The sequence below is a fragment of the Spirosoma jeollabukense genome (genome assembly GCF_054777855.1).
In genome coordinates this window covers 1,178,348-1,203,526 of the sequence record NZ_BAAHAD010000002.1, presented here as the reverse complement: position 1 = coordinate 1,203,526, position 25,179 = coordinate 1,178,348, and the positions used below count along the sequence as shown (strand labels likewise).

Sequence of the window (25,179 nt, the reverse complement as noted above, 5' to 3'; positions counted from 1 at the left end):
ATTTACTTGTCCAGAAATGGACAGATTTTGTACGCTCGTGGACAGCTCCACATTATTCACTACGTAGTGATTTGACCGGATTCATCAGGGCCGCTTTAATCGCCTGGTAGCTGACGGTTGCCAGGGCGATGGCGACGGCCAAAACACCCGACACAGCAAACACCCACCACTCAACCTGAATGTGATAGGCAAATTCGTTCAGCCATGTATTGGTGGCCCACCAGGCTACCGGGAAAGCAATGCCATTGGCGATTAAAACCAATTTCAGAAAATCTTTCGAGAGCAAAACGGTGAGATTCATAACACCGGCTCCCAGTACTTTACGCACCCCGATTTCTTTGATACGTTGTTCAGCGGCATAGGTAGCTAGCCCAAAGAGTCCCAGACAGGCAATGAAAATTGTAATCAGGGCTACCCAGATCAATAGCGTCTCACGGCGTTGATCTTCGGCGTAGAAACGCGCCAGCTGCTCATCCAGAAAGTGATACTCTATTAGGTGTGTAGGATCGATTTGGGTCAGCACGGTATTCATTTTGGCCAAGGTTGCCGGAATATCTTTCCCTTCGATTCGTGCCGTAAAGTAGTCGATGTTATGCACCGGATTTTTCTGATAGGCTAATACCAGCGGGGCAATTTTTTGGCGCAGCGACTGAAAATGAAAATCTTTCACAATGCCGATAACGGTTGCTTTGAAAGGCTCGTTAGCCTTATTGAGCGGCCTGTAGCTCCCTCCCATCGCTCGGAATGGTATCTCGACTTGTTGCGCCGATGCTTCTTTAATATTGAGCAGTTTGGCAGCCGTTTCATTCAGGATGACCGAAGATGAATCGATCATACCCCCAAAATTCCGCCCATTTAACAACTGGACTTCAAAGGTTTTGGCGAAATTCTCGTCGGCGCCTATCCAGTAGGCCACATTATCCTCATCGGCACTTCCTTGGGTCCTGATTTTAACGGTTGGAATTATCTTCCATTCGCCCGGTACTCTAGAGGTAGTTGAAACATTTTTGACCGTAGCAATTCGGCCAAATTCACGCTTAATGGTTTCGGCCTCACTTCGCACTTTACTGCTGTTGATATCCACTACCAGCAATAATTCTTTGTTGAAACCCAAATTCTTATTTTTCGCAAACTGGACTTGCTGGAAAAGTACAATCGTGGCGATCATCATGATCACTGAAATCGTAAATTGAAAAACGACCAATCCTTTCCGCAATGACAAACCACCCCTATTTTGGTTTTTCAGGTTCTTCAGTAATAAAAGCGGACTAAATCTTGACAGTAAAAAAGCCGGGTAACTGCCCGATAATAGTCCGGTAATGACAATCGCCAAAAGCATGTAGATCCAGATTCGATAATCGCTGTGAATACCCAACGAGAGTTCTTTATTGGTGAATTCGTTGAAGGCAGGAAGCAATACATTGACCAGCCCCACGGCCAGCATAAACGAGAACATGGTTACGACCAGCGCTTCGGTCAGGAACTGATAGATGAGATGACTTTGAAACGCACCATTGGCTTTCCGTACACCAATTTCTTTCGATCGGCTGGAGGCTCTGGCCGTGGCCAGATTCATGTAATTGATGCACGCAATAAGCAGGACAAACAGGCCAACAATGGCGAATAGTTTGATATAGAGTAACACCCCCTGGCTCATCGCATCCACATTAGCATTCCTGGCTCCGTCCACAATTGCTTCGGAATACAAATGGATATCCGTCAGCGGTTGCAACGTATAGTGCATCGAATGCCCCCTCTCCCACTTCATATGGGCATTCAGTAAATCGGTTATTTTTTTAGCCGCTACCGCCGGACTGGCCTTTTCTTTCAACAGAAAGTACGTAGTGAAATTTTGGGAATCCCAGTCCGATATCCAGGCCGCAAATTCATCGTCGCTACTAATGGTCGCTTCGGAAATGACAGCGTTGAAATTGAAACTCGAATTGCGTGGGTGATTTTTCAGAACAGCCGTTATTTTTAATGGTTTATTCAATTCAAAGTCGACGGTTTTGCCCACAACCTGGGTAGTATTGAAAAGTCGCCGGGCTAATTCCTCGACTATGATGATGGAATTCGGTTCGTTTAGAGCTGACTTACTATCGCCATCAATGACGTCAAAATCAAACATTTTCAACAGTCCGGGTGTACCAAACGTGACCGTTTCCTGAAACGAGTTTTTGTTTTCGGGATTTGTTATGTTAGCTCGTCCGGTTCGGGCAATCCGAGTTGAGTTCTCGATTTCGCCAATGTTTTTCTTTGCTTCTTCGGCTATTTTGTAGCTCGATGCCGCAATTGTGAGGTCTTCGGCAGGTGTTTTTTTATGCTGGATAGCCCGGTAAATGCGGTTTGCCCGGCGGTGTTGCTGGTCAAATGTCAGTTCATCAAAAAGGTATAATCCGATCAATAAAAAACAAGTTATACCGAATGTCAAACCGGCTACATTGAGGGCGGTATACAGTTTGTGCCGGCTTAGGGTTCGAAAAGCCATTTTGAGATAATTTCGTAGCATGTCCGTAAGAGTTGGGTTGGGATATTGATTGGATTGGCGTTTGATAAAAGCCGGTCGTACATAGGCCAGCACTTCCCACCAGTAGCGCCGTCGGGCCTCGGCTTCCCCCCACTGCTGCGAACGCAGGGCGTAACGTTCGTGCAGGTCGCCCAGCACTTCCTCCCGCAGGTAGGGGGCGCAGAAGAGTCGCAGCAGGCGATCAGCCAGACGAGGTGGTTTCATAGTTTTTTTGTAGAGACGCAACCCCTTGCGTCTCCTGACAGGATGGTTTTGTCAATATGAAAAATGATGACGCACAGGAGACGCAACCCCTTGCGTCTCTACTCGGAACGTAGTGATTTGACCGGATTCATCAGGGCCACTTTAATACTTTGGAAGCTGACGGTCAGCAACGTAACCAGCAAGGCACCAACGCCCGAAGCGGCAAAAATCCACCAGGAAATATCCGTTCGGTATTCGTATTTCTGGAGCCAGTTATGGAGAAAATACCAGGCCACAGGCGCAGCAATGACGAAGGAAATAAGGACGAGAACCACAAAGTCTTTCGACAGCAAACTCCACACGTTGAGCACCGATGCTCCGAGCACTTTTCGCACGCCAATCTCTTTGGTCCGTTGCTCGGCCACGAAGGACGCCAGTCCGAACAATCCCAGGCAGGAGATAAAAATGGCCAGGATAGCAAAGACTGAGGCCAGGGTGCCAATACGTTCTTCAGCGGCAAATTTTTTGGCATATTCCTGATCGGCAAATTTGTAGTCGAACGGAGCAGTCGGATTATATTTCTGGAAAACGACGCCAATTTTACTCACTGCCTCGCTGGCACTTATGTTGGGATTCAGTCTGATATTTATGAAGTTACTGGCGAAGGTTCCCAGGTAAAAAAAAGTTTGTCGAGCAGGTTCGTAGGGCGATTCCATCACCATGTCTTTGATGATGCCAATAATTTTGTACCGCAGGTTTCCTTCCCTGATTACTTTTCCTACAGGATTTTTAAGCCCCATAAACTTTACGGCCGCTTCGTTGATGACCATCGCCGACGAATCTGTGCCGAACTCCCGGGTAAAATCCCGGCCTTCTTTAAACTGCCAGCCAACCGTTTTCCCAAACTCGTAACTTACCCCAACAATCGCGAAGTCGGGTTGCTGATTCGGGTCTTTTCCGTCCCAATCAAATCCACCATTCACATTCCAGATGCCCGTTAATGGACTTTCAGATTCAGCGATTTCTGTAACCGCGCCCGATTTAATCAAATCGGCCCGAAAAACGTCGTAATGAGTATGAATATCGGGCGTAGTGGTTTGCACGTACAGTAACCCATTTCGGCTATAGCCAATGGGACGGTTTTGCGCAAACTGAATTTGCCGAAACACGATAACCGTCCCGATAATCAATGTGACTGACACCGTAAACTGAACGACCACCAGCACTTTGCGGGGTACAGCCGCAAAACGCCCCACCCGGAATCGTGATGACGAACCAGTCCCTTTCAGGACTTTAACCGGTTGAAAAGAGGACAGATAAAAGGCGGGGTAGCTCCCTGCCAGTAAACCCGTCAGTACTGTAAAGCCAATTCCCACCAACCAGAATAAAGGAGTTGCCCATAACAAAGTCATCTTTTTGCTGGCCACCTCATTGAAAAAGGGCAGGACGAGTTGTACCAACAGCAATGAAATCACAAAAGCAATAAAAACAACCAGTAAGGATTCGCTCAAAAACTGACCAATCAATTGACTGCGCACTGAACCCACGGCTTTACGAATGCCGACTTCTTTGGCGCGTTTTTCACTACGAGCCGTACTCAAGTTCATGAAATTGATGCACGCCAGTAGCAGTACAAAAACGCCGATGAGCCCAAAAAGCCAGACAAACTGAATTTGTCCACCCACGTTGATGCCATTTTTAAACTCCGAATACAAATGCCAATTGCTCATGGGCTGTAGAAAAATTTCGGGTTTAAATTTGGCCAGCCCCTTATCGACATTGGTCAATTTGGCGTCCTTTATTTTTGCTGAAACCTGCGCCATATCCGCCTGGTCGGCAAGCTGAACAAATAGCTGAAATGAATTATTGTCCCACTTCACCTGGGAGTTTTTCACCCAGTCCCGTATGGCAATATTCACCTGCCAGGGAACCATATAGTCAAGGTTACTCAACTGGCTATTATCGGGTAAATTTTCGTAGACGCCCGTGACTTTAACGGCTATCTGATTATCTATTTTCAGTAGCTTACCAATGGGGTCAGTATCACCAAAAAACGCTTTAGCCACAGATTCGGCCAGCATAATGGAATAGGGTTCATTAAGGCCATTTTTTGTTCCCTTGATCATCGTTAACGAAAACAGATCAGGAGCCTCGGGCTCTATATAATTGCCCGTTCGCCAGAATTTCTTATCCCCAACCGATAAGATGTGCCCCTCCGTCCAGGAGGACAGCAAAACGTGCTTGAAATTGTCACCATACGTAGTGCGCAGTTCATTGGCCAGTGGTATGGGGATGGAAGACCCCGTGAATGTCTCGCCATTGATGGTCTGATGTTGCATAACCTGGGCAATGCGAGCGTAATTTTTGTGGTATTTGTTAAATGATAACTCATCGAAAATCCACAACCCAATAAGTATGGAAACCGCCATACCCACTGCCAATCCACCAATGTTAATAAACGAAGAAACCTTGTTGCGAGCCAGATTTCGAAAGGCGATTTTGAGATAATTTCGTAGCATGTCTGTTAGTGTTGGGTTTGGATATTGACTGGGTTGGCGTTTGATAAAAGCCGGCCGCACATAGGCCAGCACTTCCCGCCAGTAGCGCCGTCGGGCTTTGGTGTCACCCCACTGCTGCGCCCGCAGGGCGTAACGTTCGTGCAGATCCCCCAGCACTTCTTCCCGCAGGTGGGGAGCGCAGAAGAGCTTGAGTAATCGATCAGCTAAGCGGGGTGGTTTGAGGGGTTGATGTTTCATAGACGTAGTACTGGCCGGGACGGCCGACCGTAATAAAGGTTAATCAACTCCACTCCAGCCGGATCGTTGGAATGATACGATCCCACAGCCGATTACGCACCGCCCGTACCTCCTCCAGAATTCGTCCACCCAGGGGCGTCACGGTGAAAAGCCGTTTCCGGCGCCCTCCCCGCTCAGCCGTGGCTTCACCAAGCAGGGAGGTCAGATAGCCTTTCTGCTCCAATCGTTGCAGCGCAGCATGAACTGCGCCTGTACTGACCGGATTTCCCGTTTCCCGTTCAAGCTCTTCGGCAATGACGACCGAATATGCCTTGGGTGAGAGCGCAGCCACGGCCAGCAAAACCACTTCTTCAAACTCGCCTAAATCACTACGTCGCATATCCCAAAAGCTGAGCTATTGATTCTACTATTGCATTACTTCTATTTCGGTATATCAAATGCCCGGCCAAACTAAAAAAAAGGCCATTCCGCGTTGGAATAGCCTTTTTTTAGGTAGTCAATGCATAATTAGTGTCCAGAAACGGACAGTTGACGTACGCTTGTGGACAGAATAAACGGATTGATCACTACGTCATGAAAGTCACTTTTCTCAAACAAAAAAGCATAGCAGACTATCTACCATGCTCTCCAGACCAACTTAATCTAAACTAAGGCGTCTCCCTCCCCCAAAGGAGGAAGGAGATTTGGCCAGTTCATTTTTTTCTCATTTCGGGAAGTCTCTCCCCTCACTTTTTCTCATCTTCTTTTGGTTTTACTGGTAACGCGGGTGATTTCCAGAAGTCAGGTGTCCCGTATTTTCCTTTGGCCAGCTCTCCGCCATACAGCACCGAATTCAGCAGAACACGGTATGTCCCCAGCGGCTGGCCGCGCCACTGAGGCCGGAAACCGATTAGCACTACGTGTCCTTTACCATGCTGCACATCCAGCGACGCGGCATATCCTTGTAGAAACTTTTCTCCCAGCATATAACCCGACCGCAGTGGCGAACCCGACGGAGCAAACTTGGCCAATGCCTGCCCTTTAAAGCCGTCGAGGGTTGCAAACACGGGGCTGTCGTCCACAAAAACAGCGGCTCTGGTGGGCATCCCCGCCATGACCGGATGGTTGGGATCCGTTTCAACTTCCAGCAAGGAGCCGCCCGTAAAATAGTCTTTGCTGCTTACACCCGCCACTACGTTCTTCACCGGCAAGTGGAGCGCGTCAATGGCATAATCGCTGCTTTCGTTCAGGCAGACGAGCGTGCCGCCCTGGCTCACAAAATTGTCCAGATTCGCGGCCCCCAACCCACCCAGACCACCTTCGTAGGCGGGCGGTACAGCCCCTTTCGCGAAACCATCTCTGATATTCCTTGGGCGTTCGGAAGCGATCAGAATCACGTCGAAGCGGTCATTGAGGTTGCCTGCCAGCATGTCGGCATTGGTGACGTTCACGAACGGAAATTCAAATTGCTCCAGTACCCAATGGCTCCAGCCTTCATCCATACTGGCCGTCCAGGGTTTGTAGACCGCAATTCGTGGTTTTACGGTTGAGCCAGACGTATTGGTAGTGAGTTCGGCGGTCACGCCTAAGTCTTTCACCCAAGGTTCCAGCGTTGTTCGGGCTACTCCGCCAACGACGTAGCGTTGGCTGTCTTTGTTGTATTTGACCGTCCCTCCCACTTTCAACGTACGGGTAATTATTTTGAACGCGTTGTTTTCGGCCGGATTCACCCACGCGATTGAGCCCGTACCCGTCAGGCGTCCTTCCGGCGCTTTGATTGCTGACGACACCGGATGGGTATCAAACCCAATTCCCCCCACAAAATCGGCGGGGCTGGCGTCTTTCCGATCATCCGTTTTCCAGTCTTTGCCGGTTCCCGAAACCAGTTGGATCGCTCCTTTCACATCGGCAGAAAGCGGAGTTGTAGCCGGAATTACGTTCAGTTCAAATTGCAGGGGCAATGTCCAACCGGCCGCATCATAGGGTTGCTCAGGCGGGCCACCCGGAAACTCCCGCAGGTCAGGGTACACCTGAACATCGAGCAGTTGCTTGGTCAGTTCGCCATACTCCTGATTCATCGGAATCACCCAGGTACCTTTGGGATAATTCCGACCGTCAAACACTACGTCTTTATTGAGTTGCCCAATGCGAATGCCGTGAAAAGCCAACCGACGCAGCAACTCAACCGGACGTACCGGATCGCGTTGTTTCTGCGGAATAAAATACGCGTAGGGTGGCTCCTGCTCGTATTTTTTGATGGTGTTGCGGCCTGCCTGATAGCGGTTGTACAAAAGCACATCACCGTATTTAGCCGCATAATCGAGTGTCGCCAGCGAAGCCGTCTGCATGTAGGCAATGGCATCGCTGATGCGCCACCATCCACCCGGCCACGGACTCGAATACAACGATTCTATGCGAAACTCATTCTTGTCTTTCGGAAAATCGCGGACGGTATAAAAGTGGGGTGTCGCGTAATTATACAACGCCGTCTCGGTCCAGAATGCGGGGATATTTTGCAGCACCGGCATGTAGTCGATGTAGCCAGGGTACCAGGCGTCGAAACCTGTTCCCATGTGCGTAGCCCCTTTTTGGCCGTTCGATTCCAGGGCCTGCGCCATGGCCATACCGATCATATTCACCTCACGCGCAATGATCGGGGGCGTTTGAGACGCAATGGGTTCGGCAAAAGGTGGCAACCAGATACGTGTTGGAAAAGGCGACGTTTGGTGGTGCACAAAGATGATGTTCGGCTCCCACTCGCGCCAGGTGCGGGTTACTACGCGCGACTCGATCATGTTGAGCATATAAGCATCGCGGTTGTTATCGTGTCCAACGTATTTCTGGTACAGAAACGGTGCCGGCGACACTTCGTAAGGCGTACCAACATTTGATTTGTACCAATCGCCAATCATCGTCTGGCCATCGGGATTGAGCGACGGCCACAACATAAGCACTACGTCATCCAAAATCTTCCTGATCTTTGGATCGTCGGCCTTGCTGAGCATTTCGTAGGCCAGCGAAATCGTATGCTGAGCACCCGCCACTTCCGATGCGTGCAAACCGCCGTCGATGTGTACGAAGGGCTTCCCTTCCATCGACAGCTTTTTGGCTTCTTCGTCCGTCAACCCTGCCGGATGTGCCAGCCGTTGCGCGATGGCCCGGTATTTATCAATGTTATCCAGGTTCTTTTTGGACGAGATCAAGGCAAAATACCAGGGTCGTCCTTCCGAAGTTTCACCTGCATGAACCAGTTTTATCAGGTCACTGGCTTCGTCAAGTCTCTGGAAATACTTGAGTGACTGTTCATACGTTGCGAGTTTAAAGTCTGCGCCGACGGGAAAACCGAGTGTTTCTTCTGGCTTGGGAATGGCTTTTTGCTGAGCCACGGCAAACGAGTTCACCAGCAGTAAAAAGCTGATTATGAACAGACAGGGCCATTTACTAAAGTACAGTGGGTACATTTTCATTAACATATTTTTCAGGTTGTACGTGAAAGGCATTCATTTTTCATTCAATCTCATTCTTTCATATTCACCGGTACGTTGCCATGACGTGCAGGCACCCGCTCAAGAAAATACCCCACGTTCGGCGTAGTCTCTGACTAGGTCGTGGCGTTATCCGGTCTTTGACCGGCATGCGATAAAAACCACGTCAACACATACCGGTCGGAGACCGGATAACACCACGACCTAGTCAGAGACTACGCCGAACACAAATACGTTGCCATGATGTACAGGCATCCGTTCAAGAAAATACCCCGCTGACGTACTGAATAAATCGTCTCTAAGTATGGCCTGTGGCATCGCCTGACGTGATCACTCGCGAACAGGTTAACTGGCTACATCCTACACACCCATACTGTAGCTATTTTGTCGTTAGGCAAATAAATGGCGGTAACCAGTTTAGTGCCATCCCGCATCGGAATATATTGTTCCCGTTTCGTGTAATTGTTTCTGAACCAGGTAGAGTCCGGGGTTCGCGCATTCGTAAGTACGGGTACAAAAAGCAGCAATACGCAATAAAATTCGATTCATTGATTTATTCTGATTAAGTAAGGCGGAGAACGTTTATTTGGCCTTTAGCCATTCAGGCGAAATTTCTGTAAACATAATCAACGCTACGTTAAAAGTTAATTCCGTAAGTTGAGCGAATGGAGAGAAGTCAAAAAAACGTTTCGATTTCTACGTTTAGTACCACGCCTTCAGCGTAGTCTATGATTACGTCGAACACGAAAGTTGATCACACGTTCGGCGTAGTCTCTGACTAGGTCGTCGCGTTATCCGGTCTCCGACCGGTATGCGATAAAAACCACGTCAACACATACCGGTCGGAGACCGGATAACACAACGGCGTAGTCAGAGACTACGCCGAACACGAAAGGTGATCCGAACAAGAAGCAGGCTCAACGGCTAAATACATTAACCCAGCTTGATCAGATTAAGCATTGGGAAAGGGCCAGTGGCAAACGATTGTAGTGTTCCGCCAGTAATCAGGCCACCCAGATCAAGACCTGCAAAACCCATTTTGGTAATCAATTCACCAACCGCTTTTTTGGCATCGGCATCATCACCCGAATAAGCAATTACGCGACTCCCACCGGCTTCGTGCGGATCAGCTTCCAGAAGAGCTACCGGTAACGTATTGAATGCCTTCACGACTTTAGCACCCGGTAGCCAGCTGGACACCACTTCGCTGGACGTTTTCCCCTGAAGATCAACGAGTTTAAAATCGGGCGTGAACGCATTCATGGGGTCAATGACGATACGGCCGTCAAACGAAGGCCATCCGGCTACTGCCTCTTCCAGCTTGGTCCAGGGAAGCGAAATAAAAACGACATCTGCCTGAGCCGCTTCCTCTGTAGTAACTGCTTTTGTGTTACTCCCCAGTTGTTCGACGGCACTCACTAATGATTCTGGACCACGACTGTTGCTAAGAAGCACGTCGTATCCCGCTCTGGCTGCGTGTTTGGCAAAGGCTAAGCCAATGCCACCAGCGCCGATAATTCCAATTTTCATGAGTTTTGATGGTTAAAATTGAGTTGACACAGATTTGGTATCGACAGGGTGCCTGCCGTTTAAAAACCTGACACCCAGACAACACAATAATTTTTGTTCAGTTTCAACTTTCAGCAACGTCTCCTGCATAATTTCCCAGTAGTTACCGTTGAAAAATCCTAATAGAGTCTATTTTGGGCTTTCGCCCACTAGATGATTGCCTGAATTCCGGGATTAGCCAATCAGTGATGGTCGAACGTAGCCCCGTTGCGGTTCCTCATTTCGACTACAAATCCCCGCAATATGCCTACAAACGACGTCTACCACCTGCTGACCTTTGCCGTATCATAAATCAATAAATCATGATACAACAAAATAAACTATCAGGTGCCAGTTCGGCTCAGGCTACAGCGACTAAAGTCTGGTTTATCACGGGCGCTTCACGGGGGTTTGGACGCGTTTGGGCTCAGGCCGCGCTCGAGCGGGGCGATAAAGTAGTGGCCACTGCCCGCAAGCTGGCCAGCCTGGAGGAACTGGCGGATCAATTCGGCGACAACGTGCTAACCCTGGAGCTCGACGTGACCAATCCCGACCAGGTAAAGACAGTCGTCGAACAGGCACATGCTCATTTCGGCCGACTTGATATCGTTCTCAATAATGCCGGGTATTCGCTGGTTGGCACCATTGAAGAAGCCAGCGCGGAGGATATTCGTGCCGTTTACGAAACGAATGTGCTGGGTCCGGTTTCTGTCATTCAGGCGGCCCTGCCGCTGCTGCGAAAGCAGGGTAGCGGTCATATCCTGGGCACATCCAGCAACCTGGGCCATGTGACACTGCCGGTAATCGGTTACTATTGTTCGACAAAATGGGCATTCGAAGCGATTCACGAAAGTCTGGCCGCCGAGATCAAGCCCTTTGGCATTAACGTAACCATCATCGAACCGGGCGCCTACGCCACCGAATTCGGCAGTCCGGAATCGTTGAAATTCGCCCAGGGCCTCGACATCTACGCTGCGTATAAAGCGAACTTTTTCAGCGAGCTTAGAACCCTGGAACGAGGTGATCCGGCTGCAACCCCGGCAGCGCTCTTTAAAGTAGTTGATGCCGAAAATCCCCCTTTACGGTTCTTTTTAGGCAGTCATAATTTGCCTTGGGTACGCACGGCCTATACAGAGCGGTTAGCCACCTGGGAAGCGTGGGAAGATGTTTCCAATTCGGCCCAAGGGCAAGCCAGCTAGGGAACCCCGAAGCTGGAAAATCGTTTAATAAGGCATCCATGATAACCGATAATCGTTTACCTATCGGTTATCATTTTTTGTACTGCGCCATGAAAAAAGAAGAAAACAGCCCTTATAAAATCGAATCGCTAACCGATGCGCACCGGGCGTTTGGTTTGCCGACCCCTCGGCATCCGTTAGTCAGTCTGATCAACGGCCCCCACTCTCAGGTCGACGGGCTCAGGCTTCCCCCCTACCATGTGCTGGGGTTTTATAAAATAGCGTACAAACCAAAACTGAACGGTAAATTAAAATACGGCCAGCATTATTATGACTTTGACGAAGGGGGCTTGTTATTCGCTTCGCCAGGTCAACTAATTGGCAGCCACGACAACGAGGCCACCGCCTGTTCGGCGTATACATTACTCATTCATCCGGATTTCTTTTTAGGATACCCCCTGGCCAGAACCATTAAGCAGTATGGCTTCTTCTCGTATTCCACCCATGAGACGTTGCACCTTTCGGAAGAGGAAAAGGTAACCATCATTGATATCTTCAAAATGATCGACCATGAACTGTTCAGCCGAATCGACGACTCCAGCCAGGATGTTATCATAGCCCAGATAGAGTTGTTACTCAACTACGCCAATCGGTATTACAAACGTCAGTTCATTACCCGCAAAGCCATTAACAATGATCTGTTACAAAAGCTGGAAGAGGTTGTAGAGACTTATTTTAATGATGAGAAATCCTTAAACCAGGGCCTGCCGACGGTTCATTACCTGGCCGAACAGGTCAACCTTTCCCCAAGTTACCTGAGTGACATGTTGCGGTCTTTGATCGGCCAGAATGCGCAGCAGTATGTGCATGCTAAGCTCATCGAGAAAGCAAAAGAGATCTTATCCACCACCAATTTATCCGTCAGTGAAGTAGCGTATACGCTGGGCTTTGAGCATTCCCAATCGTTTAGTAAACTCTTTAAAACCAAAACGCTTCTGTCGCCACAGGCCTTCAGACGGACGTTTAATTGAGTAGATTCGATGCCGCCTATATAAATGTACTACGTGTCAACCTCAATCTGTGGCGTACGGTTTCCTAGCTGTTTGTTGTCCAACCTTATTTTTAGCCCGTAAAACAGACGTAACTCATGACAATAGCCACCTATAATGTGAATGGCATAAACGCCCGATTACCTGTTCTCCTAAGGTGGCTAACCGAAACCACGCCCGATGTCGTCTGTCTACAGGAATTAAAAGCACCCCAGGATAAATTCCCCCAACAAGCTATTCAGGATGCGGGGTACGGCGCCATCTGGAAAGGGCAGAAAAGCTGGAACGGGGTGGCTATTCTTGCGCGGGGCATCGAGCTACAGGAAACACGTAGCACCCTGCCGGGTAATGATCAGGACGAGCAAAGCCGCTATCTGGAAGCTATGGTAAACGGAGTATTGATTGGCTGCCTTTATTTGCCCAATGGCAATCCGGTGCCGGGGCCAAAATTTGACTATAAACTGAGTTGGTTCGACCGATTTATAACCCATGCCACTTCGCTCCTGGAAGCGAACATACCCACCATTTTAGCGGGTGATTTTAATGTCATTCCTACGGCGCTGGATGCCTCTAATCCGGATCGGTGGGTAAATGATGCCCTGTTTCGCCCTGAATCGCGAGCGGCATACTCAACACTACTTGAGGCAGGCTGGATCGACTCCATTCGGAAACTGAACCCTAGTCAGCGGATTTACACGTATTGGGATTATTTTGGTAATGCCTACCAGCGGAATGCCGGTTTGCGCATTGATCATTTACTGGTGAATACGGGCCTTGCTGACTACCTGGTTGAAGCTGGCGTTGACCGATACGTTAGAGGCTGGGAAAAAACCAGCGATCATGCACCAACCTGGATTAGGCTGTCCATATAATTTTCGGAACCAGCGGAATACCGTTTTTCACCCCTATTAAAAATCTACTGCTCAGACGTTTACCCTTCGTGAGTAGCGGGCGTCAGCTCCGAACGTAAATCAACCGGCTCAAAGCCGACAGTCGTTTCCTTTCCGATCATCTGAGCGAACAGTATAAAAACCGGTTTAATGTGATTTTATTTGCAGGACGTACCAGCAGATGGTCTCTTCTTTTTAAATGCTTCAAATCAAAAATTTCAGAAAAGCCTACAACACTCAGGTTGTTCTTCAAATCAATACCTTTTCGATCACACCGGGCATTTCCTGGGTCCGAGGCAGCAACGGATCGGGGAAGAGTACGCTGTTGAAAGCACTAGCTGGCATCACTTCGTTCGAAGGCGATATTATCCTGAATGACCGATTAAACCTAAAAAAACAGTCAGAAGCCTATCGGAGGGTCGTCAATTTTGCCGAAGCTGAGCCTGTATTCCCCGAATTTCTAACTGGAACCGAGCTTATTCAGTTGTTTAAGGTCGCGAAGAACGCCCCTGCCCATCAGGAGGATTTTTATCTGGAAAGTATGCAGATGACGGCTTATGTGGACGAGCCAGTCAGTACCTATTCGAGTGGCATGCTAAAAAAACTTTCCCTGGTGCTGGCTTTTCTGGGGCAGCCTACCTGCGTCCTGCTCGATGAGCCACTGACAACCCTTGACGTCGAATCCCTTCCTATTCTGTATTCATGGATTGCCAGACACTGCCTCCAGCAGGAGACGATCGTTTTGTTATCGTCGCATCAACCGTTCGATGGAGCCCTTCTGCCAACCGTGCGTGAAATACTCGTTGAGCATACCACGATACGGCATAACTCATGAAAAGACCCCTGACCCGAGTACTTCTTAAAGTAGTGGCCAACGGTTTTTATCAGGAACATACCGGCTTTCTGCTATCCCTGTTTATCGTTATTTTTATCAACTTCTTTTATACCAGTGTCCTGAATCAAACCCACCTGACTCAGGAACAAATTATCCAGAATGCCCTGAAATTAGTCATCACGACGGTCAGCGAGCCGCTGGGTGTGGTGTTTCTGGGTAGCGTCTGCCTCCTGTACAGTGTGAAAAGCTGGCAATACGTTGCCGGACGATTGAAAGGCGTGGATGTTCAATTTTTGTTTTACAGCAGTAATGCGTTGAGTCAGGCGCGCCAGATTCAGTCCTGGTCATTCGTGCAGCTTGTCATATCATTACCCATTATTGTCCTGGGTCTATTTGCCATGACCATTGGGTTCACGTTCGGGCACTGGATCATTCCGTTATTGATTCCCGTTTACCTGCTAGCTCTTATTTTATTTACGGCTTCGTACTATACACGACTACTTAATACTACGGTACACGAACCAGTTAACGTAGCGGGATCAGCCAGGCTACGAAGCTGGCCCAAACCGCTTTTCAGTCTGTTTTTATACGAAATTGCCAGCAGCAAACGCGTCACCTATGCCCTGGCCAAAGTAGCCTCGTGGCTTAGTATCGCGCTTATTTACAGTGTATTTCCAGCGTCCCACACGGATGTACGACTGGTGGGGGTTATGAGTTTATGTAGTGCGTTGACGCATGTCATACTCATCTATCAATCGAGCGAATTCGAACTATTCTACCTGCGTTTCGCTCGCAACTTCCCCTACAATCCCTGGCAGTTGTATGGTCAGCAAGCTGCTTTATACAGTTTACTGTTACTACCCGAGATCGTATGGTTTCTGGTTGTTGGCGAGTTCAGCAAAGGCCTGGTTGGTGCCTGTCTGCTGCTAAGTGTAACGTTATTATTTCGTGCTCTTCTCTACGGCCTGGGCCAACGGATGACGTATTATTTACGAGTGGTATTCGGTCTGTTCACGGTTTTTCTCTTAGTCATTCTGTTTGGCTTTACCGAACTGCTTGCCGTTGGTGATGCGGTGGCGGCCTGGGTACTTCTCTATCGCAATCGATACAGGCTTTAGAATAGGGATAGTCGTTTGTTTTCGGGCCTCCACCACTTTGCGAATGCCTGATCCAGGAACTGGTGCCTGGCGGTCATCAGAGCGGCCGTAATTTGATGTTTCGGTACCAGACATTGGTATTCCAGTCCTGCAACCCAATCCGTCCGCTGAACTTTCCTTTCCCGACGGGGGCGTCTTTGAGCTTACTGGCGGCCATACGTTGCTTCCAGTCGGCACTGGTGAGGTCGTGTTCCTGAACGGTGAAGCCGTTTATGGCGACCATCAGTTTGTTCTTTTTCAGACTCACTACCAGCTGGTTCCAGCTTCCAAGGGGCTTAGCCTCCTGCATACGGACATCGGCCAGCCCAAACAGATCGCCGGAGCTGTGCGGATGAGCCGATTCTTTTTGATAGAGGGCATCATCTCCCACCTGAACCTCAAGGCCGGTATCATAAATTTTTTTGTGCTGAGCACTTTCGTCTACAAAGAAAAAGAACCCGCTATTGGTATACTTTTCGATTTTGAACTCTGCTTTAAACTCAAAATCACCCGAAACGAGCGCATCGGTCACTAAATCGCCTGCGTCGCGGGGTGTCGTTGCCGTCGGGGGAACATCCAGATGCAGCACGCCCTGTTCTATTTTCCAGGTTGTGGGAACACCTTTCCCATTATATCGGTGCCAGCCTTTCAGATCACGCCCATCAAAGAGCAACTTCCAGCCTTCTTTCTTTTCCTGGACCGATAAGGTATTGAGGGGTTGCGCCTGTCCAGGCGAACAGGCTAGAAAGATGATTAAACAAAAGGCGGCAATTTTAACGAACATTTGCAGTCGGATTTAAAGTGATATAAATCGGGAGAACTTGTTTCATCAGCAAAGCGCTATTAGCCCTGGACTTACTATGCCGCTTTGAGTCTGGGAACACACCCACCCTGTTCTTAGCCCGCATGGGTCAGCCATACATAACAAGATACGGGTTGACCACAAGGTAGCAAAAGATAACCGGATGAGGTATGAGTTAGTTAACGTAGTATGACGCTTACACCTTCAAATGTTGGATACGCCTGCATTAATTTAAGTCTTCAGGCCGACAAAATCACGACGACTCGGGGCATGATTCGCAAGACGTTTACCGAGCGGGGCCTTGCGTATGCCTCCGAGCTTGCCCTGAAAAACGTACAGGATTTATTAACTATCGTGGACTGGAACCTTCAAAACGGTATCCGGTTATTCCGCATATCATCGGATATATTTCCCTGGGCCTCCGAATACCGACTGGCGGATCTGCCTGATTTTTCCGACATCCGGGCAACACTCGAAGAAATTGGCAGCCGCCCCATCCGTTTAACGACGCATCCGGGTCCGTTCAATCAATTGGCTGGTCAGGGAAACGTACTCGCCAATACCATAAAAGACCTCGAGTATCAATCAGAAGTGTTTGATCTGATGGGGTTACCCCCCTCACACTGGAACAAGATCAACATCCACGTGGGGGGTACGTATGGCGATAAAATGGCAACGATGGCCCGTTTTGCTCAGCAGTTTAACTTACTCTCCGAAAATCTTCGCGCCCGACTAACCGTTGAGAACGATGATCGTCCGAGCCTATACACGGTGGCCGATCTGGTACTGATTTACGAACGTACCGGTATACCGATTGTCTTTGATTACTTTCATCACTCCCTCAACCCTGGTACGCAAACCGAAGAAGAAGCCTTCCTGACCGCCTATGCTACCTGGGACGTGCGACCCGTGTTTCACTTCTCTGATTCACGGCAGGAACGCGAAGATCCTAAGGCCCGGCGCGAAGCGCATGCCGATTGGCTCTACTCGCCGGTGAACACGTATGGCAAAGAGGTGGACATCGTTTTTGAATGCAAGATGAAAGAGAAAGCAATTATGCGTCTGCGAAGTGATCTTTCTAAATCAGTCACTCAGGATTGATTTAGCTGGAGCATTTTTTGCCGAAGTTCCAATCGTCATCTGTGAGTAGCCAATACCCTGGCCTGCTACGGGCCGGGGCGCTCACATCCCCCGGGGGGCGTATGGGGAATATTGAGCCAGGAAACCTCTTCCGGAATCAGGGTTGATCCAGTGCCGGAAGAATCACCTGAAAGACAATTTCGCAGGCTCTATTGCCTAATTTTTCTTACATTCAAAAACAATGCCCAAGACAATAACAACCGTTGATTCATAGTACTCAGTAAACCAGTACGTTATGCCCATAACCAGTTCCCAGGTAAGCCAAAATAAAAAATACTCGATTGTTCAGTACTTCTTACTAGCTGTCATCATTGCGTACTGCCTGCTATGCGCAGTCAAAGGGGGCGATTTCGATGTCTTTCTGAATGCAGCTCAAAAAATGGCATCCCATCAAAACATTTATCGACCACCGTTTATCAAAGGGCTCCAGTATTATTACTCGCCTTTCTTCGCCCTTCTGCTCATTCCATTCAGTTATCTGCCCTTTGTCATCCCTGAATTCGCCTGGTTGTTGCTGTCAACTTTCCTTTTGTACAGAACCTGGGTGCTTGCGAGTCGGTATTTTGAGTTGACGGTTTTAAGCCAGAAGCAGCTTAACGGGTGGATTTTTCTCACGCTCTTCCTGGCGATTCGTTTCTTGCTGTACAACTATTCGATGATCCAGATGACCATATTTCTCATGTGGGCAACCCTGGAGAGCTTGGCCCTAGTTGAGAAACGGCAGTTTATAACAGGTGGCCTATTGTTAGGATTCGCTTGTACAACCAAACTTTTACCGATCTTATTCCTGCCTTATTTACTGTATCGCGGCTACTTGAAAGGCTTCCTGTCTACGGTATTTTTTTTCGGCTTATTCCTGTTCATTCCCGCTTTATTTATTGGCAATCAGTCCAATACGTTCCTCTTACAGGAATGGTGGGTCGTAATTAATCCAGCTAACAAAGAAAACGCCCTGGAATCAGATCTGGGCACCCACAGCCTGGTCAGTTTGATACCGGTCTATTTAACCGAGACGCATAACAAAATCGACATAAAGCGAAATTTTGTTGATCTGTCACCTACGCAGGCCGTTCTAATTACCAATCTCATCCGGCTTGTTTTTGCCCTGGCCACCTTATTTTTCCTGCGAAGTCTGCCTTTCAAACGAAACACGGATAAACTTCAGACGATTTGGGAGTGTGCCTACCTGTTCCTGATTACCCCTTTACTCTTTCCGCATCAACAAAAGTATGCTTTCCTCTACATCCTGCCAGCCATCATTTACTTGCTCTATTACCTGCTGATCATGTTTAAAATAAGGGAAAGTAATAGGTTTACCCTGCTGACCGTGTTTAGTCTGAATGCGCTGATTTTTACGCCTTTTATCTCAAGCGATTTGTTGGGTCGGTATGCGTATGATGTATTACAGCACTTTCGGATCCTTAGTATTTCAACGGTAGGGTTATGCCTGTTACTCGCCCTCTGTAGCGCAACCAAGCTCCGATCGAAACTACTGTATGTTAGCTGATGCCTGTCAATCCGTGTTAATCCATGACTTAATTTGTACACGTTTTTTGGAAAGGTCTACTTGCCTCCGGTATCGAACGTACCGTTCTCCTATTCCAGCGCAAACGAAATGGGCAAATTAAATTTCACCCGAACGGCCCGGCCTGACTGCTTACCGGGTTTCCATCGGGGCATCTTTTGCATGACCCGGATGGCCTCTTCATCGCAGCCAAAGCCAATCCCTTTCAATACCTGTAAATCGGTCAGGCTGCCGTCTGTGTTAACCACGAAGCTAACATAAACCCGGCCTGAGACACCGGCTGAAGCCGCTGCCCGTGGGTAGTGTAGATTGTTACCCAGAAAGATTCGTAAGGCCTCCATGCCGCCGGGAAATTCAGGTTGTTGCTCGACAATCACAAATTCAGTTTCAGCTTTGGACTCGATTTCAAGCGCTTTTTCCTGTACCGTTGGGGCTTTTGTTTCCGGGGCCGCAATCACTTCCACATCACCCGTACCTTCGGCGGTTTCGGTACCGGACGTAGCCTCCTTAAAATCCTCTACCGTAGGCGGCAACGTTTCTTCGACTACATCGGCTTCGGGCATCACAACGAGCGGCAAGTTGCGCACTGTATTGACGGCTGGTGCCTGCTCCGCAGGTGGGATGATAAGGGGTTTTTCAGCGGGGGGCTCGGCAAGCTTTGTCAGCGTTACCTCTTTCATGGACAGCTCGCTATTCACTAAATTTTCAGGCCAGAACCGGGCGTAAAGCGTGGGAGCGGCCAGCGCGGCCAGGAACAAACCGATGCCCAATCCTACGGCACGGGTGATAATTGACCGGTATTGCTGACGTAATACGAACGCACCGTAAGCCCGGTTGCGGTTCTGAAAAATAATCTCGTCGTAGGAGAGCGCGACGGTCTCTGGAGCGTTGACGTGAAGCATGAGCTTGTGGGTTTGGTTTGTAACGCAAGGATGTTCACGGTGCCTAAATTCCACAAAATCAGTTGACGGGAACCTGTCCTTTATCTAGGGTATCAACGTCTTCTCAGAATTAAACGCAGACCAAATCTGTTCCCTGTTCACCTAGTGCCGCTGCTGATTATCGATCCCTTATACGAACATGAAACTGGAGCGTTTTCTTCCCACTGAGCAATTAAGGCCATACGTTAAGGCGTTCATAGTCATTGATAGTGAACAGGGTATGATCAATCGAATCCTGCCCGATACGTCGATTGTGCTGGCGTTTCGCTATAAGGGGATTGTGAGTTACGGAGATGGACAGGATAAAACATACTTGCCGGTATCCGTAGTTACCGGGCTACGTAGCTCACTCCGTTTGATTGACTATGCCAGGGAAACCGCTACGTTGCTGGTTGTCTTTACCGAAGGAGGTGCCGCAGCGTTTTTCAACGAATCACTGCACGAACTGTTTGGCGTTAGTGTGTCACTTGATGAGTTTATACAGCGCCGGTTTGTGAGCGAACTGGAAGAGCAGTTAGCTGAAGCCACTGATAATCAGCAACGTATCAAACTGGTAGACCGATTTCTGCTGGCAAGACTGAACGAACAGCAGAACGATAAACTCATTGCGAAAGCCATTCAGCAGATTCAGCTTGCTAACGGCGCTATCCGAATAAATGATTTAATAACGGCTTTCTCCATCAGCCGGGACCCTTTTGAAAAGCGTTTCCGGCGCGCCGTGGGAACATCGCCCAAACAGTTTTCTACGATTGTTCGACTACGGACGCTTATTCATCAGCATTCTCCCACTCAACGTTTAACTGAGACCGCCTACAAGGCCGGATACTTCGATCAGGCTCATTTTATAAAAGACTTCAAGATGTTCACCGGCGAGGTGCCGCACCTTTTCTTCAAGGGAGGACCGTACTGGTAAATCAGTGATTTTTTACAATTATCAGCGTTCTCATCAGCCTAGTTTTGTGATAGTCAATCCGGTAGTGTTTGACCAAAAACAGAACTATGACGATCATGAACGAGTACATCTTTTTGGTGAGGTTCGGTATGCAAAATAGCTTAACACCCGCGCAACAAAAGCTAAATACAGAAAGCTGGGGTAAGCTGATTCAGGATTGGAAAAACCAGGGCGTTTTTGCGGGAAGTAGCCTCATAACCAAGCCTGGCGTCCTGATTTCAGGGCCGGAACGCGAAGTAAATCAGGGATTTGTGGCTGATGCTGATTTCAGAGTGGTAAGCATTATTCGCGTAACAGCCGTTGATATGGAGGCCGCCGTGGACATGGCAAAGTTATGTCCACCCCTCAATTTTGGCGGTACCGTTGAGATTAGAGAAGCGCAGCCCAGTCCGTTTTCGGCAACCTAGTTAAAGTTGTTACCAATAACGTAGTATTTTTTGCCCGGCCGCACTGGTACGCTGGTGCGGCCGGGCAAAAAAATGACCAGGGGTAGTCCCAGTACTACCGATTTGCTAACGTCACGTAGTCTTTCACTTCCAGGATTCGTTTTTCGTAACCCTGCGTTGCCGTTTTGATCATTGCCAGCCCTAGCTCATGCAAGGTGGAAAAGCCAGCCGGGTAAAGGGCACGGCCAATGGGGTATAGCCAGGCCAGATATCGGTAATAACTCTTCACGTTTTTCTGGCCCGGAACCGCTTTCAAAAAGCCTGGCCGGAACATATAGGCATTTTTGAATAGGCGCATCAGCGCATTCTCGGTAGCGCCTTTCACCCGTGCCCACGCCAGCCGCCCCTTTTCGGTACTATCGGTGCCCGCGCCAGAAACGTAAGTAAATGTCATGTCTGGACTCAGTTTTGCCAGCGTATTGGCTACGTTCAGGGTAAGGTCATATGTCAGGCGCTTATACTCCTCGTCACTCATACCCACTGACGATACACCCAGACAGAAAAAACAGGCATTGTAACCCGTCAGTTGCGGTTCAATGGGAGCCAGGTTAAAGAAATCTCCGTGAATGATTTCTCTTAGTTTAGGGTGCGATACGCCCCCCGGTTTTCGGTTGATGACCAGTACCTGCTCAACATCAGGATGATTCAGGCATTCGAGCAAGACACCTTCGCCCACCATTCCGGTAGCGCCGGTTATTATCGTTTTGATTTTCATGGAATACGTACTGGATAGGTAGCCACGACGAATGACCGCCTTTTTGAACTGAATAAATGTACCGGGTTGACCGACACCATCCAAATTAGCCCAAATAAGTAGTTTACATACCAGCCAGACACTTGTTTTTGTTCCCGTCTGAGCCCTGAAAACAAAAAGGTTTACGTAACGTCATGGCGAATACAAACATAGATAACCACAACTTCGATGCGATTGTGGTCGGATCGGGGATCAGTGGAGGATGGGCGGCTAAAGAATTGACGGATAAGGGCCTGCGAACACTGCTTCTCGATCGGGGACGTAACGTGCAGCACGTAACAGACTACCCCACGGCGATGCTGAATCCCTGGGAGTTTGAACACCGGGGGGAGGTATCGCTTCAGACGAAACAAGCCTACTCGGTGGCTAGCCGGAATTATGCGTTCAACGAAGGAAGTTCACTGTTCTACGCCAGCGACAGCGACCATCCCTATGTGCAGGAAAAGCCCTTCGACTGGATTCAGGGCTATCAGGTGGGTGGGCGGTCGCTCCTGTGGGGACGGCAAACCCAGCGCTGGAGTGACTTTGATTTCAGCGGCCCCGCCCGCGATGGTTTCGCCGTAGACTGGCCCATTCGCTACGTCGACCTGGCGCCCTGGTACAGCCATGTGGAGCGGTTTGTCGGGATTTCGGGCAACCGCGATGGGCTGTCCACGCTGCCCGATGGCGAGTTTTTGCCACCTCATGAAATGAGCTGTGTAGAGACGTATTTCAAACAGAAAATGGGGCAGCATTATCCCGACCGACCGGTTATTATGGGCCGGGCCGCTCACCTGACCCAACCGAATCCCATTCATACCAAACAGGGTCGGGCTCGCTGCCAGCATCGGACGCTATGCGAGCGGGGATGTCCGTTTGGAGGCTATTACAGCAGCAATGCGTCTACCATTCCCTGGGCTTTGAAAACCGGCAAGCTTACGCTACGTCCCGATTCGGTCGTGCATTCCATTATTTATGATCCTGTAAAAGCGAAAGCCACGGGTGTGCGGGTGATCGACGCGCATACCAAACAGATGACTGAATACTACGCTCGTGTGTTGTTTCTCAACGCATCGGCCCTGAACACCAATAAGATTTTACTCAATTCCACTTCCAGTCGATTCCCGAATGGACTGGGCAATGACCATGGCTTACTGGGTAAATTCATCGCGTTTCACAGCTACCGGGGGCGTGTTGCAGGCCAGTATGCCGGTTTTGCCGACACCACTACTTCGGGGCGACGACCCAACAGCAGCTATCTGCCCCGATTCCGGAATGTGATTCACCAGGAGACCGACTTTCTGCGGGGCTACGCCGCTACATTCTCAGCGGGTCGATCTTCGCAAGCCGACCAGAGTGGCTTAGGTGCTGATTTGAAAAGACGTCTGACAAGCAACACACTTGGCCCCTGGTCGGTGCAGTCGAGTATGATGGGCGAAACCATCCCCAAAGAGATCAGCACGGTTCGGCTTGACCCGACGCTGAAAGATCCCTGGGGGATTCCGCAATTGAGCGTGTCGGTGGCCTATGATGAGAACGACGAGAAAATGCTACGTGATTTCTTCGAACAGTTAACAGAGATGTATGAGCGGGCCGGTTTCACGGATATAAAACAGATCGATACCGGGCGAATTCCGGGCAGTGAAAATCACGAAATGGGTGGCGTCCGGATGGGTCGCGACCCAAAAACGTCGTTGCTCAACAAGTGGAATCAGCTTCATACCTGTACCAATGTATTCGTGACTGATGGTGCCTGCATGACCTCCACCTCGACCCAGAATCCATCGCTGACTTACATGGCGTTAACGGCTAGAGCCGCCGATTATGCCGTCCGACAATTGAAAGCTCGAAATCTATAATCGACCTACTTTTTATGCCCTTACTGACGCGTCGATCTGCCCTAAAAACTACGGTTGCGGGATTGGCAACTGCGATGCTGGGACCCGTAATGGGTTTCGATACAAAGAAACCTCAACTCTCTTTTTCGACCCTTGGCTGTCCTAAATGGGATATGGACACGATTCTGAAAACCGCTGTTAAAAGTGGCTATCAAGGTGTCGAGTTTCGAGGGTTGCAGGGGGAATTGGACTTGATCAAATGTCTGGAATTTAGTACGGCGGCCCGGGCAAAGGAGACACGCGACCGGTTTGCGAGTCAAGGCATACGTATCTGCAATTTAGGTTCGTCTGCCCAATTGCATCACGCTGATGTGCAAAAACGAGCTCAACATCTGGACGGTGCCCGGCGATTTATCGACCTGGCGCAGCAACTCAACTGCCCGTACGTGCGGGTATTTCCCGATCAGCTCCCGCCCGATCAACCCCGGGAGAAAACGCTTCAACTCATCAGTGAGGGCTTACTGGAGTTAGGCAAATACGCCAAAGATAAATCGGTCACGGTGTTGCTCGAATCACACGGCGAACTTACCCGAAGTGACCTGCTGGTCCAGATTTTTCAATCGGCCAGTCATCCAAACGTTGGGTTGATCTGGGATATCGTCAACATGTGGGTCGATGCGAAGGAAGCCCCTAAAACGGTCTACGAAAAATTGCATACCCACATCCGGCATGTGCATGTGAAAGACGTCCGAATCGTGGGCGATGCCCATCAGTACGTTCTACTTGGCAAAGGTGAGGCTCCTCTTCGCGAAGCGATCGATGCCCTCAAAGCCGGGGGCTATGGTGGGTATTACAGTTTTGAATGGGAGAAACTCTGGCATCCCGAAATTGAAGATCCAGACGTGGCAATTCCTAACTACCCGACTGCCATGAAGGCGTATTTTTAATTGATTTTGTCATGCTGACGCAGCCGGTGCCGATGCATGACAAAATCAATTAGCCTTAAGGGACTGTCTAAAAATTAGTTTTTAAGCTGTTTCACCCCTAAATCCCCTAAAGGGGACTTGGTTTAACGATGAGTAAAGTCCCCTTTAGGGGATTTAGGGGTGAAACAGCCTGATGAAAAGGAGATTTACAGACCTAAAGGAATGTTTTTAGACACTCTCTAAGACAAAAGTTTCTTTACCTATATTGTCTTTCAATCCGCTTATTTCCAGTGACTAAACCAGTCAATCC

At 49.2% G+C, this 25,179-nt stretch carries 19 protein-coding genes; 11 read left to right on the top strand and 8 right to left on the bottom strand.

What is annotated here, in order from left to right:
• Positions 1-52: 52 nt before the first annotated feature.
• The 5 genes from ACYVEA_RS13350 to ACYVEA_RS13330 all read right to left on the bottom strand — a co-directional run bounded on the left by ACYVEA_RS13350 (position 53) and on the right by ACYVEA_RS13330 (position 10,460).
• A complete protein-coding gene (locus tag ACYVEA_RS13350; protein ID WP_461113924.1) occupies positions 53-2,731 on the bottom strand; it encodes an ABC transporter permease in 2,679 nt (892 codons plus the stop codon).
• 98 nt (positions 2,732-2,829) lie between these two features.
• A complete protein-coding gene (locus ACYVEA_RS13345; protein ID WP_461113923.1) occupies positions 2,830-5,466 on the bottom strand; it encodes an ABC transporter permease in 2,637 nt (878 codons plus the stop codon).
• Positions 5,467-5,509: 43 nt separating this feature from the next.
• Entirely contained in the window at positions 5,510-5,845 is a 336-nt protein-coding gene (locus ACYVEA_RS13340) for a PadR family transcriptional regulator (RefSeq protein ID WP_461113922.1), read from the bottom strand.
• Positions 5,846-6,191: 346 nt separating this feature from the next.
• Positions 6,192-8,846, bottom strand: coding sequence for a M14 family metallopeptidase (locus tag ACYVEA_RS13335; protein WP_461113921.1), 2,655 nt, complete (start codon positions 8,844-8,846; stop codon positions 6,192-6,194).
• A gap of 1,017 nt (positions 8,847-9,863) precedes the next feature.
• Complete coding sequence (locus ACYVEA_RS13330; protein WP_461113920.1) at positions 9,864-10,460, bottom strand: NADPH-dependent F420 reductase; 597 nt, start codon at positions 10,458-10,460, stop codon at positions 9,864-9,866.
• A gap of 341 nt (positions 10,461-10,801) precedes the next feature.
• Between ACYVEA_RS13330 and ACYVEA_RS13325 the strand changes: the two genes are divergently transcribed.
• The 5 genes from ACYVEA_RS13325 to ACYVEA_RS13305 all read left to right on the top strand — a co-directional run bounded on the left by ACYVEA_RS13325 (position 10,802) and on the right by ACYVEA_RS13305 (position 15,548).
• Positions 10,802-11,677 carry an SDR family NAD(P)-dependent oxidoreductase gene (locus ACYVEA_RS13325; protein WP_461113919.1) on the top strand — a complete coding sequence of 292 codons (876 nt, stop codon included), beginning with the start codon at positions 10,802-10,804 and terminating at the stop codon, positions 11,675-11,677.
• 89 nt (positions 11,678-11,766) lie between these two features.
• Entirely contained in the window at positions 11,767-12,687 is a 921-nt protein-coding gene (locus ACYVEA_RS13320) for a helix-turn-helix domain-containing protein (protein ID WP_461113918.1), read from the top strand.
• Positions 12,688-12,803: 116 nt separating this feature from the next.
• On the top strand, positions 12,804-13,577 hold the full coding sequence (gene xth / locus ACYVEA_RS13315; protein WP_461113917.1) for an exodeoxyribonuclease III: 774 nt from the start codon (positions 12,804-12,806) through the stop codon (positions 13,575-13,577).
• Positions 13,578-13,794: 217 nt separating this feature from the next.
• Positions 13,795-14,430, top strand: a complete 636-nt coding sequence (locus tag ACYVEA_RS13310) for an ABC transporter ATP-binding protein (RefSeq protein WP_461113916.1) — start codon at positions 13,795-13,797, stop codon at positions 14,428-14,430.
• Positions 14,427-15,548 (top strand): hypothetical protein, encoded by a 1,122-nt coding sequence (locus ACYVEA_RS13305; protein ID WP_461113915.1) that lies wholly within the window; start codon positions 14,427-14,429, stop codon positions 15,546-15,548. Before ACYVEA_RS13310 ends, ACYVEA_RS13305 begins: the two co-directional genes overlap by 4 nt.
• A gap of 76 nt (positions 15,549-15,624) precedes the next feature.
• On the opposite strand, the gene ACYVEA_RS13300 is transcribed toward ACYVEA_RS13305, so the two are convergent.
• Positions 15,625-16,350, bottom strand: coding sequence for a 3-keto-disaccharide hydrolase (locus ACYVEA_RS13300; RefSeq protein ID WP_461113914.1), 726 nt, complete (start codon positions 16,348-16,350; stop codon positions 15,625-15,627).
• Positions 16,351-16,557: 207 nt separating this feature from the next.
• Here ACYVEA_RS13300 and uvsE point away from each other — a divergent pair, with 207 nt between their 5' ends.
• Together uvsE and ACYVEA_RS13290 are read left to right on the top strand one after the other, a co-directional pair.
• A complete protein-coding gene (gene uvsE, locus ACYVEA_RS13295; RefSeq protein WP_461113913.1) occupies positions 16,558-17,469 on the top strand; it encodes a UV DNA damage repair endonuclease UvsE in 912 nt (303 codons plus the stop codon).
• A 274-nt stretch (positions 17,470-17,743) separates the two neighbouring features.
• Entirely contained in the window at positions 17,744-19,015 is a 1,272-nt protein-coding gene (locus ACYVEA_RS13290; protein ID WP_461113912.1) for a glycosyltransferase family 87 protein, read from the top strand.
• Positions 19,016-19,104: 89 nt separating this feature from the next.
• On the opposite strand, the gene ACYVEA_RS13285 is transcribed toward ACYVEA_RS13290, so the two are convergent.
• Complete coding sequence (locus tag ACYVEA_RS13285; RefSeq protein ID WP_461113911.1) at positions 19,105-19,935, bottom strand: energy transducer TonB; 831 nt, start codon at positions 19,933-19,935, stop codon at positions 19,105-19,107.
• A 178-nt stretch (positions 19,936-20,113) separates the two neighbouring features.
• On the opposite strand from ACYVEA_RS13285, the gene ACYVEA_RS13280 reads away from it, so the two are divergent.
• Both ACYVEA_RS13280 and ACYVEA_RS13275 read left to right on the top strand, forming a co-directional pair.
• Entirely contained in the window at positions 20,114-20,887 is a 774-nt protein-coding gene (locus ACYVEA_RS13280; RefSeq protein WP_461113910.1) for an AraC family transcriptional regulator, read from the top strand.
• A gap of 95 nt (positions 20,888-20,982) precedes the next feature.
• Positions 20,983-21,333: a YciI family protein gene (locus ACYVEA_RS13275; RefSeq protein WP_461113909.1), complete on the top strand. Its 351-nt coding sequence runs from the start codon at positions 20,983-20,985 to the stop codon at positions 21,331-21,333.
• A 94-nt stretch (positions 21,334-21,427) separates the two neighbouring features.
• On the opposite strand, the gene ACYVEA_RS13270 is transcribed toward ACYVEA_RS13275, so the two are convergent.
• Entirely contained in the window at positions 21,428-22,087 is a 660-nt protein-coding gene (locus ACYVEA_RS13270; protein WP_461113908.1) for an NAD-dependent epimerase/dehydratase family protein, read from the bottom strand.
• 173 nt (positions 22,088-22,260) lie between these two features.
• On the opposite strand from ACYVEA_RS13270, the gene ACYVEA_RS13265 reads away from it, so the two are divergent.
• Together ACYVEA_RS13265 and ACYVEA_RS13260 are read left to right on the top strand one after the other, a co-directional pair.
• On the top strand, positions 22,261-23,964 hold the full coding sequence (locus tag ACYVEA_RS13265; RefSeq protein ID WP_461113907.1) for a GMC oxidoreductase: 1,704 nt from the start codon (positions 22,261-22,263) through the stop codon (positions 23,962-23,964).
• A 14-nt stretch (positions 23,965-23,978) separates the two neighbouring features.
• Complete coding sequence (locus ACYVEA_RS13260; protein ID WP_461113906.1) at positions 23,979-24,890, top strand: sugar phosphate isomerase/epimerase family protein; 912 nt, start codon at positions 23,979-23,981, stop codon at positions 24,888-24,890.
• Positions 24,891-25,179: the final 289 nt, after the last annotated feature.

Coding starts and splice junctions, on each gene's coding strand:
- ACYVEA_RS13285 (WP_461113911.1), bottom strand. CDS start 19,935: ATGCTTCACGTCAACGCTCCAGAGACCGTCGCGCTCTCCTACGACGAG.
- xth (WP_461113917.1), top strand. CDS start 12,804: ATGACAATAGCCACCTATAATGTGAATGGCATAAACGCCCGATTACCT.
- ACYVEA_RS13290 (WP_461113912.1), top strand. CDS start 17,744: ATGCCCATAACCAGTTCCCAGGTAAGCCAAAATAAAAAATACTCGATT.
- ACYVEA_RS13275 (WP_461113909.1), top strand. CDS start 20,983: ATGAACGAGTACATCTTTTTGGTGAGGTTCGGTATGCAAAATAGCTTA.
- ACYVEA_RS13305 (WP_461113915.1), top strand. CDS start 14,427: ATGAAAAGACCCCTGACCCGAGTACTTCTTAAAGTAGTGGCCAACGGT.
- ACYVEA_RS13330 (WP_461113920.1), bottom strand. CDS start 10,460: ATGAAAATTGGAATTATCGGCGCTGGTGGCATTGGCTTAGCCTTTGCC.
- ACYVEA_RS13340 (WP_461113922.1), bottom strand. CDS start 5,845: ATGCGACGTAGTGATTTAGGCGAGTTTGAAGAAGTGGTTTTGCTGGCC.
- ACYVEA_RS13310 (WP_461113916.1), top strand. CDS start 13,795: ATGCTTCAAATCAAAAATTTCAGAAAAGCCTACAACACTCAGGTTGTT.
- ACYVEA_RS13320 (WP_461113918.1), top strand. CDS start 11,767: ATGAAAAAAGAAGAAAACAGCCCTTATAAAATCGAATCGCTAACCGAT.
- ACYVEA_RS13280 (WP_461113910.1), top strand. CDS start 20,114: ATGAAACTGGAGCGTTTTCTTCCCACTGAGCAATTAAGGCCATACGTT.
- ACYVEA_RS13260 (WP_461113906.1), top strand. CDS start 23,979: ATGCCCTTACTGACGCGTCGATCTGCCCTAAAAACTACGGTTGCGGGA.
- ACYVEA_RS13300 (WP_461113914.1), bottom strand. CDS start 16,350: ATGTTCGTTAAAATTGCCGCCTTTTGTTTAATCATCTTTCTAGCCTGT.
- ACYVEA_RS13345 (WP_461113923.1), bottom strand. CDS start 5,466: ATGAAACATCAACCCCTCAAACCACCCCGCTTAGCTGATCGATTACTC.
- ACYVEA_RS13270 (WP_461113908.1), bottom strand. CDS start 22,087: ATGAAAATCAAAACGATAATAACCGGCGCTACCGGAATGGTGGGCGAA.
- uvsE (WP_461113913.1), top strand. CDS start 16,558: ATGACGCTTACACCTTCAAATGTTGGATACGCCTGCATTAATTTAAGT.
- ACYVEA_RS13265 (WP_461113907.1), top strand. CDS start 22,261: ATGGCGAATACAAACATAGATAACCACAACTTCGATGCGATTGTGGTC.
- ACYVEA_RS13325 (WP_461113919.1), top strand. CDS start 10,802: ATGATACAACAAAATAAACTATCAGGTGCCAGTTCGGCTCAGGCTACA.
- ACYVEA_RS13350 (WP_461113924.1), bottom strand. CDS start 2,731: ATGAAACCACCTCGTCTGGCTGATCGCCTGCTGCGACTCTTCTGCGCC.